The following is a 13,211-nucleotide window of genomic DNA, read 5'->3' on the forward strand; positions in this document are numbered from 1 at the left end:
GCCCGGCAGACGTCGAGCACCTGGCGGGTGGACGGCGACGTGAAGATGTCGCCGCAGACGGCGGCGTCGGCGAGGCCGTCGCCGACGAGTCCGGCGAAGGCCGGGTAGTGGCCCGATCCCCCGCCGACGACGACCGCCACCTTGCCGGGGCGGGTGCCCTCGGCGCGGGCGATCCCGCCGGGGACCTGGCGGAGCCGGCCGGGGTGGGCCTTGACGAGGCCGCGGAGGGCCTCGGGGACGAAGTCTTCCGGTCTGTTGTGGACGTAGGTCATCTCACCTGCACCTTTGCTCGGGGACCTGGTTGCTGTTGCCGGGGCTACCGCCCGGCGCCGCGGAGCACCTCGCGGATGTACTCGCGGTTGATGGCCGCGACGCCGAGGCTGTCGGAGCCGTAGTGCTCGCACACGAAGACCCCCTCGAACCCCAGGTCGAGGGCCCGGCGGATCACGGCGCGGTAGTTCACGACGCCCTGGACCAGCGGCGTCGGGTGCGTGGCGTACGAGCCCGTCGTGGGGTCCTCGTCGCGCGTGTAGTTCTTGATGTGCCAGAAGTTCGTCAGCGGGAGGACCTTCTCGAACATCGTCGGGATGTCCTCGATGGGCCGGTGCAGCCGCACCAGGTTGCCGAGGTCCGGGTTGAGACCCACGTTGTCCCGGTCGACGTCCTGCGCGAACCGCACGGCCAGGTCCGGGGTGCCGATGTAGGTGTCCTCGTACATCTCGAGGCTGACCTGCACCCCGAGGTCGCGAGCGTGGTCCGCGAGCTCGCGGATGCGGCGCACGGCGAGGTCGTAGGCGTCCTTGTCGTCGAGGTCGTCGTGGTGCCCCTCGGCGAGCCAGAACCACAGGGCCTTCTCCTGGGCGGGCTTCAGCGCCTGCATGAAGCCGAAGTTGACGACCTCGGCCCCGAGCTCCGGGGCGCGGTCGATGATCGTGTGGCCGAAGCGCAGGTAGTCCTCGCCCCGCCCGGCATCGATGACGCTGCGGCGGGTCGTGGACACGGACGGGACCGACAGCCCCGTCTCCTTCAGCACGGTGAGCAGCTCGGCGAACCGGCCGTCGCTCAGCTCGCCGATCGACAGCCAGGCGTCGGTCGGGTCGACGTGCGCGAAGCCCAGGTCGGCCACCTGCTGCAGCTGGGCCCGCCAGGCCTCGGCCGGGGCGTCCACGTTGGGGGTGCCGTCCGCCGTCGTCGACCCGAAGGACAGCATGTTGGCCGCGATCGGCCAGTTCTCGGCTGTGCGCATGTGTGATCTCCGTCGATCTGTGATGCCGCGCGGCATCGTGGTTCGGCCGCCGGGCGGATCGCCCGGCGGGTGGTGCGGGTGTGCGTGGTTCAGCCTCGCGGGTCCCGGAGCAGCTCGGCCCGGGGCACCGCGGTCGAGTCGCGGACGACGAACGTGGTGGCGACCTCGATGTGGTGGGAGTCGACGGGTCTGCCCTCGTGCAGCTGCTGCACGGTGAGCAGGGCCCGCCGGCCGATCTCCTCCAGCGGCTGCCGGACGGCGGTCAGCGGCGGGTTGGCCCACGACGCGAGCGGTGTGTCGTCGTAGGCCACGAGGCTGACGTCCTCCGGGACCCGCAGGCGGGCGCGCCGGGCCGCCTCCAGCACCCCCATCGCCTGCGCGTCGCTGCCCGCGAAGACCGCGGTGGGCGGGTCCGGGCGCTGGAACCACCGCTCCGCGACCTGGACGGCCTGGTCGTGGTCGAAGCGGATCGGCCGGACCAGGTCCGGCTCGATCTCCACGCCCTGCTGCCGGCAGTACGTGAGGAAGCCGTCCAGCCGCGCGACGGCGCTGAGGGACTCCGCCGGCCCGGCCACCACCGCGATGTGCCGGTGCCCGAGCCGGACCAGGTGCTCCGCCGCGCTCCGCCCGCCGAGCCAGTTGGTGGACCCCACGGAGACCACACCCTCCTCGGTGACGTCGAGCGGGTCGATCACCACGAGCGGGACGCGGGCCCGGGCGAGGCTCGCGTAGACGTCCGGGCCGAGCCCGGAGGTCAGCACGATCGCCCCCACCCGCTCGGCGGCGGCGAGCCGCTGGGCCCAGGCGGCGCTCGACTCCGGAACCCCGTTCGCGGACCTGCGGCGCACCCGCCCGACGACGACCTCCAGCTCCAGCTCCTCCGCGGCGAGCACCACGCCCCGCAGGATCTGCGACGCATAGGTGGAGTCCAGCGTGTCGACCATGAGCTCGACCGTGCGCGCCGTCGTGGTCCGGGACGGTCCCCGGTACCCGAGCGCGGTGATCGCAGTCTCGACCCGTTCCCGGGTGTCCTCGGCGACGTCCGGCCGCCCGTTCACGACCTTGGAGGCCGTGGCGGTGGACACCCCCGCGTGCGCGGCCACGGCCGAGAGGTTGGGGCGTGCCGGCCCGGTCTTCTTCGTCAAGGCTGCCTCCTCGTTCCCGACCGTTTTATCGCCTATCTCCGAAAAGTACAAGGTGCCTAGTTCGTGCCATCGGCCCGGACGAGCCGGTAATCCGGCTCCATTTCCCCGGAACTCCGGGCCTGCGGCAGGACGGGACGGGGTCGGCGCTCCGAAAGTTTTCGAACCGCCACCCCGCCCCGCACCGGCGCTAGCCGCGCGCCGGGGCGACCGACAGCACCGACCACGCCGGCAGCTCGAGGTCGAGGTCGAGCACGCCGTCCCCGGACACCGTGACGGTCGCGCTCCGCAGCGCGTCGGCGGTGGCCCGGAGCTCCGCCGTCTGCTCGCGGGTGAGGTTGAGCGGCTCCCCCATCCGGTGCCACACCTCGGCCACGTTGCCGTGGTCCCAGTCGATCGACTCGACCGCGAACACGGCGCCCGGCGTGAGACCCTCGACGGTGTGCCGGACCCGCCGGACCGGACCCCGGTCCGCCAGGCCGCGGGTGGCCGCGTAGGTGAGCTCGGACCCGACGCCCTGGCGGCCCATCTCGTCGGGGTAGTTGAAGAACACGGCGGAGACCTCGCGCGTCGCCGAGTCCTGCGTGATCGTCCCGTACGGCAGGGCGGCGAGGACCGTGTCGCCGAGCCGCGACAGCATCTCGAACGCGTGGAACGTCGGCTTGTGCAGGCCCTGCTCGTTGACCGTCCCGAACCCGCCGTGGAAGGGACCGACGCCCGCGCCGCCCTCCTCGAACACGTCGGTGAACGTCCAGTACGAGACCGAGTCCGCGAGCGCCGCGCACCGCAGGTAGGCGCGCGTGATGTAGGTGGCGGCGAACAGGGTGTCGTGGATCGCGTCGCGGCTGGACGGGGAGCTCGACCACTCGGTGATGTGCAGCTCGGCGTCGGGGAACGGGCTGCCGGCGATGAGCTTGCGGAGGGCGACGAGGTCGTCGTAGGTCGCGTCGACGTGGCGGCGGATGTGGCGCATCTCGCCGTTGGCCCCGAAGGCGACGTCGGTCGGGTAGAGGTGGGTGGACAGGAAGTCGATGGGGACGTCGCGCGTGGCGCACCAGTCGATGAGCTCCTCGATCCAGACGGGCCGCCAGTCGAGGGCGTCGACGTCCTCCGCCTCGGCCGTCGCGTGCTCGACGGAGCGGTCCTCCCACTCGCCCCGGTAGCGGTCGTCGGGCACGAAGACGCTCGTGGACGGTCCGCCCACCTTGAGCTCCTGGTCGATCTCCTTGATCGCCAGGGCCGTGGCCTCGTAGAGCTCGAAGTACTGGGTCCGCGTCCCGGTCCAGAAGTGGGGTACGAGGTTGGGTTCGTTCCACACCTCGAACCGCCACTGCCGGACCTCGTCGAGGCCGTACCGCTCGATCCAGTGCGTCACGGTCGCGGTGACGAGCTCGACCCAGCGCGCCATGTCGTTGGGCGGGCTGCAGTGCGCCTTCCACCAGAACAGCGTCTCGGTCTCGGTGGCGAGCTCTCGCGGCATGAAGCCGAGCTCGACGAACGGGCGGGCGCCGGTGTCCAGGATGAAGTCGAAGACCTTGTCGACGTAGCTGAAGGTGTGCACGGGGGTGTCGAGCGGGACGGGCGGCCCGAAGCCGCCGCCGTCGTTGGCGCGGTAGACGAACATGTCGTCGTGGAACAGCCCGTGGAAGCGCACGAACCGCGCGCCCAGCCGCGTGACCGCCTCGCGGAAGTGGGCCTGCCAGTCGGCGCGCAACGCCTCGTTGGCCCGTCCGGCGCCGACGCACTCGTTCCAGATGTGCCGCAGCGGGACGGCGGTGGTCGCCTCGCCGTCGATCGTCAGGCCGGGGGTCGTGTGGGTGTCCAAGGTTCTCCTTCTGTCTTTCTCTCTACGTGGGGGCCTGACGGCGTCAGCCCTTGACGGCGCCGAGGCTGAGGCCGGACTGCCAGAAGCGCTGCAGCGAGATGAACGCGATGATCAGCGGGATGATCGTGAGCAGCGACGACGTGACGACGAGGTTCTGCAGCAGCTCGCCGTTGCCGGCGGTGGAGGCCAGCTTGTTCCACTGGTTGATGCCGACGGTCAGCGGGTACCAGTCGGGGTCCTTGAGCATGATCAAAGGCAGGAAGTAGTTGTTCCAGATCGATACGAACGAGAACAGCAGCACGGTCACGGTCGCCGGGACGAGCATGGGCAGCGCGATCTGCCAGAAGGTGCGGAACTCCCCCGCGCCGTCGATCTTCGCCGCCTCCAGCAGCCCGGTGGGGACGGCCTCCGCGGCGAACACCCACATGAGGTACAGCCCGAACGGGTTGAGGAACGACGGGATCAGCACCGCCCACGGCGTGTTCGTCAGGCCGAGCTGGGCGAACAGCAGGAACTGCGGGATGGCCAGGGCGATGCCCGGGACCGAGATGGCGCCGAGCACCACGAACAGGAAGACCCGCTTGCCGGTGAACTCCAGCTTGGCGAGCGCGTATCCGCCCAGCGCGGCGAGGAACGTCGAGACGACCGCCCCGACGACCACGTACAGCACGGTGTTGAGCAGCCAGCGCGTGAAGATGCCGCCGTCGTAGGTGAAGACCTCGACGATGTTGTCGAAGAGCGCGAAGCGCTGGCCGAAGGAGAAGCCGAAGCTGGAGACGAAGTCGGCCTGGGACTTGGTGGAGTTGATCGTGAGCCAGATCAGCGGCACCAGGCAGTAGAGGGTGAACAGCCCCGTCAGGAAGGTCAGCGTGCCGCTCTTGCGGGGGTTGGCGAGGGTGTGCAGGCGCCCGCGGCGCGGGACACCGGCAGTAGTGGTGGTCATGAGTGGTCTCCGGCTGCTACTGGTCGAGGGCATCGCGCATGCCCCGGATCTGGACCGCGTACGCGATGGCGATGGTGAACGCGGCCATGACGAGGGCGAGAGCAGCCGCGTAGCCCTGCTGCGAGCCCGTGAACGCGAGGTTGAACGCGTACAGGTTGGGCGTGTAGTAGGTGGTGATCCCGCTGTTGGCCACCATCGACGGGAGGATCTGGGGCTCGTTGAAGATCTGGAACGTGCCGATGATCGAGAAGATGACGGTGATCACGAGGGAGCCGCGCAGCGCGGGCAGCTTGATCGCCCGGATCTTCCGGAACTCCCCCGCACCGTCGATCGCGGCCGCCTCGTACAGCTCCTGCGGCACGGCCTTCAGGACGCTGTCGAAGATCAGCATGTTGTACCCAGTGAAGGCCCAGGTGACCATGATCCCGATCGAGATCAGCGTGGTGCTTGGCCGGAACGGGTCGATGTCGGTGCCGAGCCAGCCGTTGATGCTCCCGAAGAGCCCGTAGCGGACGCCGAGCATGAAGCCCCACATCAGGGTGGAGACGATGGCCGGCACGGCGTAGGGCAGAAAGATCGCCACCCGCATGAACCGCATGCCGCGCAGCCGCATCGAGTCCAAGGCGAGCGCCAGCACCAGGGCGAGCACGAGCATGATCGGCACCTGGATCAGCGTGAACCAGACGACGCGGGAGACGCCGTCCCAGAACTGGGCGTCGCCGAACAGCTTGGTGTAGTTGGCCAGGCCGACGAACGACGGTCCGCCGACCATCCGGTCCTGGAACAGGCTGAGGTAGGCGGCGTAGGTGATCGGCACGATGAACACCAGGGCGAACAGGATGCCGAAGGGCGCCACGAACGCCCAGCCGGTCTGTCGCGTGCGTCGCCGCCGGTACTGCTGCGGCTCCCCGCCGGGCTGGGGCATGCTCGACGCCGCGGGGCGTGTCATGCGCTCCGTCGCGCTCATGACTGGTCCTTTCTCGTGTGCGGGTCAGGTCGTCCGGCGACGTCCCGTGCTCGTGCGCGGGCGCGGGACGCCGCCGGGAGGTGGTCAGTCGACCTGGAACCCCTGCTCGTTGCCGTACTCGACGGAGCGCTGCTCCCAGGTCTGCAGCACCTCTTCGAGCGAGCCCTTGCCCGAGGTGTAGAAGGGCGTGGCGATGTCGCCGTAGGTGCTCCGCGCCCACTCGAAGAACGGCGGGTACTGCCAGCCGACGGCGGCGATGTTCGACGCCTCGGCGAGCACCTGGCCGGTCTTCTGGTCGCCGAAGTAGGGGTTCTCCACGTCCTGGAACTCCGGGCTGTCCAGCACCGACTTGTTCGGCACGAACGCGCCGGCGTCGACGCGGGGCTGCAGGCCCTCGCCGTGCGTGAAGTACTCGAGGAACTTGTAGGCCGCCTCCTTGTTGGCCGCGGCCTCCGGGATGCCGAACGAGGAACCGCCGTTCTCGGCGCCGACCTTCTCGCCCTTCTCCCACTGCGGCATGAGGGCGACGCGGAAGTCGCCGGCGGCGTCGGGCGCCCGCTCGGGCAGGGTCGAGGTGAGCCAGCCGCCCATGTTCTGCGAGGCGAGCGTGCCGTCGTTGAGCGCGCGGTTCCAGTCGTCGGACCAGGCGCTGATCTTCGTGTTGACCAGGTCCTCGTCGATCATCTTCTGCCAGAACGCGACCGCCTTCTGGGTCTCCGGGGCGGAGAAGTCGATGTGCACCGTGGTCCCGTCGACCTCGAACGGGCGACCGCCGGCCTGCCAGATCAGCGAGAGCAGGAAGAAGAGGTCGTTGGTGTCCTGGGTGATGTAGTAGTCGTCGCCCAGGGCCCGGATCTTCTTGGCGTCCTCGTAGTACTCGTCCCAGGTCGCGGGCGCCTCGTCGATCCCCGCCTTGGCGAAGGTCGCCTCGTTCCAGAACATGACGGCCGGCCCGAAGTCCGAGGGCAGCGCGTAGACGCCGTCGCCCATGACGACGTTGTTCCAGGCCGACGGGACGTAGTCGTCCGCCAGCTCGGTCGCGCCCAGCGGGCCGAGGTCGGCGAGCTTGCCGGGGACGGCGAAGTACGGGACCGCGAAGTACTCGAACATCACGAGGTCCGGGACACCCGACCCGGCCTGGATCGCGTTGTCGAGCGCCTGGTACTCGTCGGAGGACGAGCCGGCGTTCACCACCTCGACCTCGATGCCGGGGTTGGCCTTCTCGAAGCCCGGAACCGCGAGCTCGACCGTGCCGTCCCAGCTCCACACCGTCAGCTTCACCGGCTGGTCGGCGCTGCCGCCGCCGGCGCTCGCCGTGGTCCCGCCCGCACCCGAGCACGCGGTCAGCGCACCGGCCGTCGCGAGCGCGACACCGACCGTCCACGCCTTGGTAAGAAGCCTCATCACCTGGTCCCTCCTCGTTGAGAGGTTGCGAAATAGTTTCGCAACTTTATCGATCAAGCACGGACTGTAACGGCGGCCCGGGCGAGGCGTCAACGGGTTCATGGGAGGCAAATATCTGGATTGACGTCGCCCCGGGCTACCAGTAGCCTCCGAAACAATTTCGACGAAGGGAAACGCCATGGTTGGCCGGCCATCGAAGGAGCGGGCGACGCTCGCCGACGTCGCGCGACACGCCGGGGTCTCCACGAGCACCGCGTCCAAGGCGCTCAACGGGCGCCACGACATCGCCAAGGACACACGCGAGCGCGTCCTGGAGGCCGTCACCGCCCTCGGCTACCGCCCAACCACCCAGTGGGAGCCGCCACCCACGCGTACCGTCGCCGCCGTCTTCGACGAGCTGGCCTCGCCCTACGTCGCCAACGTGCTCGACGGCGTCCTCGCCGCGGCCACGAGCGCCCGGGCCAACCTGCTGGTGCGCTCCGCACCCGACCGTGCGGTGCGGGCCACCCGGGCCGCCGCCCGGGCCTGGATGGCGGAGCAGAAGGAGTCCGGCGTGATCGGCATCGTCGGCATCACGCTGGCCCGACCCAACGCGGTGCTCCAGGCCGCGAAGGAGGTCCGGATGCCGTTCGTGATGATCGACCCGGTCGACCTGGACGACCCCCGGACCGTCAGCGTCGGGTCGGCCAACTGGGCGGGCGGGCGCACCGCGACGGAACACCTGCTGGACCTCGGGCACCGCCGCATCGGCTGGATCGGCGGCCCGGAGGCGTCGGCCGCCGCCCGGGAACGCCTCCACGGCTACCGGGCGGCCCTGGACTCCGCGGGCATCGAGCTGGAGCAGGAGCTGGTCCGCAGCGACTCGTTCGCGATCGACACGGGCCTGGTGCACGGCCGCGCGCTACTCGCGCTCCCCGAACCGCCCACGGCGATCGTCACGGGCGACGACGAGATCGCCGTGGGCGTGCTCGCCGCGGCCCGGGAGCTGGACGTCCCGGTGCCCCGGCGGCTCAGCGTCGTCGGCTTCGACGACACGCCCCAGGCGGGCTGGACGTCGCCGCCGCTCACCTCGGTGCACCAGCCGCTGGCCGGGATGGGCCGCATGGCCGTCGAGACGCTGCTGACCATGGCGGACGGCGTCCAGCCCGCGTCACGCCACGTCCAGCTCGCCACCAGCCTGACCGTCCGCGACTCGACCGCACCCCCGGCCAGCCGTCGGCAGGGCAGTCAGACGTAGCAGAACGCGCCCGCGACACCTTGAGGTCGCGCGGCGTTGACACCCGGCGCGATCACCCCTACTTTATCGATAAATATCCCCGGGGTGGCCGGCTGCTCAAGGAAGAGAACCAGTGACCGATCGACTAGGCAGACGCGCGGGCGAGCGTCGACTCCCGCACGACGATCCGGGCCGACATGACGGCCTCGACCACGTCGCCGTCCGGCGCCGCCCCCGTCTCGCCCGCCTCGACCCGCCGCAGCAGCAGCTCCATGATGCGCTCGGCCATCGAGTCGTTGTCCGGGTCCATGGTGGTCAGGCGCGGGATGAGGTACTCCCCCTCCGCGTCGTTGTCGAAGCCGACCACCTGGACGTCCTCCGGGACGCGCAGCCCGACGTCGGCCAGCGCCCGCAGCGCGCCCATGGCCGCCGCGTCGGTCAGCGCGAAGGCGCCGTCGAACGGGACGCCGCCCCGATGCAGGCGCATCACCGCCTCGTACCCGTCCTTCGTGGTGAACGAGGCGGCGTCCACGACGAGGCGCTCGTCCACCGGCACGCCGGCCGTGGCGTGCGCGCTGCGGTAGCCGCGGCTGCGCAGGGTCGCCATGCTGTCGACGCCGCGGTCCGGGCGGCCGCCGATCAGGGCGATACGCCGCGCGCCGTGCTCCAGCAGGTGCGAGACCGCGAGCTCGGCGCCACCGACGTTGTCCATCATCACGTGGTCGAACGAGCCGGCCAGCCGGCGCTCACCGAGGAGGACCACCGGGACCTCGATCCCGGCCGCCCGCACGTCCGCGGTGTCGATCTGCACCGGGCTGAACACCACGCCCTCGTAGGGCCGCACCCGCTCGGGCGAGATCGCGTCGAGCTCGCCCTCCCTGCTGGCACCGGTCCGCTCGATGATCACGTGGTAGCCCCGCGCGTGCGCCAGCGTGTCCAGCCGCGCCGCCAGGTGCGAGTAGTACGGCCCGTCCAGGTGCGGCACCAGCAGCCCGATGGCACCGCTCCGGCCCACGCGCAGCTGCCGCGCCGTGGCGTTCATCCGGTAGCCGAGCCGGGACACCGCGTCGAGCACGCGGGCACGGGTGTCCTCGCTAGCTCCCGGCCGCCCGTTGATGACATTCGAGACCGTCATCGTCGAGACGCCTGCTTCATGTGCCACATCGCTCATCTTCACCACGCCGACCATCATGGCACCCCGCGTCCGACGCCCGCGTCCGGCCGTGCCGGTGTCACCCCGTGGCTCTGATCAAGGAGGATCCGAACCGCCGTGAAGCAACTCCTGTACTCGAAGAGGCTCGCGCCCTATCTCTTCATCCTTCCCTTCCTCGTGACCCTCGCCGTCTTCTGGGTCGTCCCGCTCGGCCGGTCGTTCGTGATGAGCACCCAGGAGGTGCTCTACGGGCAGTCGACGTTCATCGGGCTCGCCAACTACGAGCGCCTCTGGCAGGACCGCATCTTCTGGCAGGCCCTGTTCAACAGCCTGCGCTACATGGTGCTCACCCTCGTGCTGCTCATCCCGATCCCGCTGGCGCTCGCGGCGCTGATCAACTCTGGCATCGGTAGCGCGCGCATCAAGTCGTTCTTCAAGGCGTCGATGTTCGTGCCGGCGCTGACCTCCGTCGTGGTGGCCGGCATCGTGTTCCGGCTGATCTTCGCGGAGTCCGACACCGCGATCATGAACCAGGTCGCGGAGTTCTTCGGCTTCGGCCCGGTCCGCTGGCTGCGTGGCGACGTCACCGGGCTGGTGGCCCTGCTGGCCATCGCGCTGTGGCGGTGGACCGGCGTGAACATGATGTATTTCCTGGCCGGCATGCAGGCGATCCCGACCGAGTACTACGAGGCGGCGTCGATCGACGGCGCGAGCCGGTTCCGTCAGTTCCTGCACATCACCATCCCGAACCTGCGGCCGACCATCGTCTACGTCGTCACGATCAGCGTCTACGGCGGACTGGCGATGTTCCTCGAGAGCTTCATGCTCTACGCCGGCAACAACTCGCCCAACAACCAGGGCCTCACGGTCGTCGGATACCTCTACCGCAAGGGCATCGAGGAGAACGACCTGGGCTTCGCCTCTGCCGTCGGCGTGGTGCTGCTCGTCATCGTGATGACGATCAACATCTCCTATCTCGTCGCCAGCGGCACCTTCAAGAAGGAGGCCGCGTGATGGCCGTTCTCCAGGAACAAGACCGGGTGACGACCGCTCCTGCCGCCGCCCGACGCCGCCGCGGGCCGTCCGCCGCCGCGTGGATCCAGTCGGTCCTCCTCGTCGTGATGGCCCTGATCTCGCTCGTCCCGCTGCTGGCCATCTTCGTGGGCACCTTCCAGGACGGGAACGAGGTGATCCGGCGCGGCATGACCTTCGACGTCGACCTCGGCACCCTGAGCCTGGACAACTACGTCCTGCTGTTCACCGACTCGGGGCCCTACTTCCGCTGGTTCGCCAACACCCTGCTGCTGACGGTCGGGCAGGTCGCCGGGACCCTGCTGGTGAGCGCGTTCGTCGCCTACGGGTTCGCGATGTACGAGTTCAGGACCAAGACGCTGTGGTTCATCATGGTGCTCCTGGTCATGACCGTCCCGTTCGAGATGCTCATGCTCCCCCTGTACGTGCAGGTCAACGACATGGGGCTGGCCGACACGTACGTCGTGATCGCGCTCCCCTTCCTGGCCTCGGCCGTGACGATCTTCTTCTTCCGCCAGTACTTCCTGGGCATACCGAAGGAGATCCTCGAGGCCGGGCGGGTCGACGGCGTGAGCGAGTTCGGCATCTTCTTCCGGCTGGTGCTGCCGATCACGAAGCCGGCCATGGCCGCCATGGCGATCCTCAACGGGATGCTCTGCTGGAACAACTTCCTCTGGCCGCTGCTGGTGCTGCGCAGCCCGGAGAAGTTCACGCTGCCGATCGGCCTGAACACGCTCCTGACGCCCTACGGCAACAACTACGAGCTGCTGATCATCGGGGCCTTCTTCTCGCTGATCCCCGTCCTCATCCTCTTTCTCGCCTTCCAGCGCTTCTTCATCGAAGGAATCACCGCGGGCGCGGTCAAAGGCTGACCGCACCTCAGACCGAACTTCAGGTCGAACCACAGATCGAACGGAGAAAACATGACCAGGCTACGGACGACGGTGTCCATGCTGACCGCCGCACTGGCGGTGACCGCGCTCGCCGCGTGCGGCGGGGGCCAGCCCGCGGCACCCGTCAAGAACGCCGACGGCTCCACGACGCTGAACATGTGGACGTTCGCGGACGTGCACGCCACCTACTACGAGGAGATGGCCGAGCGGTGGAACGAGGCCAACCCCGACCAGGAGATCCAGCTCGAGGTCACCGTCTACCCCTACGACGACATGCACAACAAGCTGCAGCTCGCGGTGAACTCCGGTGAGGGCCTGCCGGACGTCGTCGACATCGAGGTCAACAAGTTCGCCAACTTCGTCAAGGGCGACAACCCGCCCCTGCTCGACCTGACGGAGGCCGCGGCCCCGTACAAGGACGACGTCGTCCAGGCCCGCCTCGACCTGTACAGCAAGGACGGCAAGATCTACGGGTTCCCGACGCACGTCGGCGCGTTCACCACGTTCTACAACACGGAGGCGCTCGAGGGCGCCGGCATCGACTACACGACCATCAAGACCTGGGACGACTTCCAGGAGGCCGGGGTCAAGTACCACGAGGAGACCGGCAAGGCGTTCGGTGTCGCCAGCACGAGCGTCATGTTCCTCGAGCCGCTCATCACCGCGCAGCTCGGCGGGCAGTACATCGACGCCGAGGGCAACGTGCAGGTCAACAGCCCCGAGGTCGTCGAGGCCCTCTCGATGATGAAGGACATGCAGGACGCCGGCGCGATCTCCACGATCCCCGGTGGGAGCCCCGACTCCGAGGAGGCGTACGGCGCCATCAACGACGGCGACTACGCCGCGATCGTCTACCCCGCGTGGTACACGTCCCGGTTCGTCGACTACATGCCCGACCTCGCCGGGAAGGTGGCGATCGCCCCGGCGCCGGTGCCCGACGACGCCGTCGTGCAGACCATCGGCGGCGGCGGCACCGGGGCGGCCGTCCCGGCCGTCTCGCCGAACAAGGACCTCGCCGCGCAGTGGCTCGCGTTCGCCAAGCTCTCCCCCGAGGCGAACGTCGCCGTGTGGGAGGTGCTGGGCTTCGACCCGGTGAACATGTCCGTCTGGGAGGACGAGGCCGTGACCAAGAACCCGGAGAACAAGTTCAACAAGTACTTCCAGACCAACCTGTTCGACGTGCTGAACGAGGTCAAGGACGGCATCGGGCACTTCGAGTCGTTCAGCGACCCGAACTGGCCCACCGTCGACGACACGTTCCGCACGGTCACACTCAACGAGATCTACGAGAACGGGACGCCCGTCCAGGAGGCCCTGGACCAGACCCAGGCCGACCTGCAGAACCAGCTCGGCCAGTAGGCCCCGAACCCTGATCGCGCAGGCGGGGCGG

The 13,211-nt window shown here is 69.3% G+C and carries 12 protein-coding genes; 4 read left to right on the forward strand and 8 right to left on the reverse strand.

Going from position 1 to position 13,211, the window contains the following annotated elements; translation table 11 throughout:
- The 7 genes from ACFU5G_RS24905 to ACFU5G_RS24935 form a co-directional block, all read right to left on the reverse strand.
- The coding region (locus ACFU5G_RS24905; RefSeq protein WP_377250843.1) for a dihydroxyacetone kinase subunit DhaK at positions 1-272 on the reverse strand (272 nt) is incomplete at its 3' end.
- Between the two features lie 44 nt (positions 273-316).
- On the reverse strand, positions 317-1,246 hold the full coding sequence (locus ACFU5G_RS24910; protein WP_377250845.1) for a sugar phosphate isomerase/epimerase family protein: 930 nt from the start codon (positions 1,244-1,246) through the stop codon (positions 317-319).
- A gap of 89 nt (positions 1,247-1,335) precedes the next feature.
- On the reverse strand, positions 1,336-2,391 hold the full coding sequence (locus ACFU5G_RS24915) for a LacI family DNA-binding transcriptional regulator (protein WP_377250848.1): 1,056 nt from the start codon (positions 2,389-2,391) through the stop codon (positions 1,336-1,338).
- A gap of 187 nt (positions 2,392-2,578) precedes the next feature.
- Positions 2,579-4,213 carry a beta-xylosidase gene (locus ACFU5G_RS24920; protein ID WP_377250850.1) on the reverse strand — a complete coding sequence of 545 codons (1,635 nt, stop codon included), beginning with the start codon at positions 4,211-4,213 and terminating at the stop codon, positions 2,579-2,581.
- Positions 4,214-4,256: 43 nt separating this feature from the next.
- Positions 4,257-5,156 carry a carbohydrate ABC transporter permease gene (locus ACFU5G_RS24925; RefSeq protein ID WP_377250853.1) on the reverse strand — a complete coding sequence of 300 codons (900 nt, stop codon included), beginning with the start codon at positions 5,154-5,156 and terminating at the stop codon, positions 4,257-4,259.
- 16 nt (positions 5,157-5,172) lie between these two features.
- A complete protein-coding gene (locus tag ACFU5G_RS24930) occupies positions 5,173-6,123 on the reverse strand; it encodes a carbohydrate ABC transporter permease (RefSeq protein ID WP_377250856.1) in 951 nt (316 codons plus the stop codon).
- 84 nt (positions 6,124-6,207) lie between these two features.
- The gene (locus ACFU5G_RS24935; protein ID WP_377250859.1) at positions 6,208-7,527 is read right to left on the reverse strand and encodes an ABC transporter substrate-binding protein; all 1,320 of its coding nucleotides are present in this window, start codon (positions 7,525-7,527) and stop codon (positions 6,208-6,210) included.
- 178 nt (positions 7,528-7,705) lie between these two features.
- Between ACFU5G_RS24935 and ACFU5G_RS24940 the strand changes: the two genes are divergently transcribed.
- Positions 7,706-8,764, forward strand: coding sequence for a LacI family DNA-binding transcriptional regulator (locus tag ACFU5G_RS24940; RefSeq protein WP_377250861.1), 1,059 nt, complete (start codon positions 7,706-7,708; stop codon positions 8,762-8,764).
- A 124-nt stretch (positions 8,765-8,888) separates the two neighbouring features.
- Here the strand turns inward: ACFU5G_RS24940 and ACFU5G_RS24945 are convergent, their stop codons facing one another.
- Entirely contained in the window at positions 8,889-9,935 is a 1,047-nt protein-coding gene (locus ACFU5G_RS24945) for a LacI family DNA-binding transcriptional regulator (protein ID WP_377250864.1), read from the reverse strand.
- A gap of 78 nt (positions 9,936-10,013) precedes the next feature.
- Here ACFU5G_RS24945 and ACFU5G_RS24950 point away from each other — a divergent pair, with 78 nt between their 5' ends.
- The 3 genes from ACFU5G_RS24950 to ACFU5G_RS24960 are packed head-to-tail and all read left to right on the forward strand — an operon-like array spanning position 10,014 to position 13,180.
- Positions 10,014-10,910 (forward strand): carbohydrate ABC transporter permease, encoded by an 897-nt coding sequence (locus ACFU5G_RS24950; protein WP_377250867.1) that lies wholly within the window; start codon positions 10,014-10,016, stop codon positions 10,908-10,910.
- Positions 10,910-11,800 (forward strand): carbohydrate ABC transporter permease, encoded by an 891-nt coding sequence (locus tag ACFU5G_RS24955; protein ID WP_377250870.1) that lies wholly within the window; start codon positions 10,910-10,912, stop codon positions 11,798-11,800. Before ACFU5G_RS24950 ends, ACFU5G_RS24955 begins: the two co-directional genes overlap by 1 nt.
- 51 nt (positions 11,801-11,851) lie before the next feature.
- On the forward strand, positions 11,852-13,180 hold the full coding sequence (locus ACFU5G_RS24960) for an ABC transporter substrate-binding protein (RefSeq protein ID WP_377250873.1): 1,329 nt from the start codon (positions 11,852-11,854) through the stop codon (positions 13,178-13,180).
- The last annotated feature ends 31 nt before the right edge of the window (positions 13,181-13,211 follow it).

The organism is Promicromonospora sp. NPDC057488 (assembly GCF_042802395.1).
Lineage (GTDB): Bacteria > Actinomycetota > Actinomycetes > Actinomycetales > Cellulomonadaceae > Promicromonospora.

Coding starts and splice junctions, on each gene's coding strand:
- ACFU5G_RS24910 (WP_377250845.1), bottom strand. CDS start 1,246: ATGCGCACAGCCGAGAACTGGCCGATCGCGGCCAACATGCTGTCCTTC.
- ACFU5G_RS24925 (WP_377250853.1), bottom strand. CDS start 5,156: ATGACCACCACTACTGCCGGTGTCCCGCGCCGCGGGCGCCTGCACACC.
- ACFU5G_RS24930 (WP_377250856.1), bottom strand. CDS start 6,123: ATGAGCGCGACGGAGCGCATGACACGCCCCGCGGCGTCGAGCATGCCC.
- ACFU5G_RS24935 (WP_377250859.1), bottom strand. CDS start 7,527: ATGAGGCTTCTTACCAAGGCGTGGACGGTCGGTGTCGCGCTCGCGACG.
- ACFU5G_RS24940 (WP_377250861.1), top strand. CDS start 7,706: ATGGTTGGCCGGCCATCGAAGGAGCGGGCGACGCTCGCCGACGTCGCG.
- ACFU5G_RS24945 (WP_377250864.1), bottom strand. CDS start 9,935: ATGATGGTCGGCGTGGTGAAGATGAGCGATGTGGCACATGAAGCAGGC.
- ACFU5G_RS24955 (WP_377250870.1), top strand. CDS start 10,910: ATGGCCGTTCTCCAGGAACAAGACCGGGTGACGACCGCTCCTGCCGCC.
- ACFU5G_RS24960 (WP_377250873.1), top strand. CDS start 11,852: ATGACCAGGCTACGGACGACGGTGTCCATGCTGACCGCCGCACTGGCG.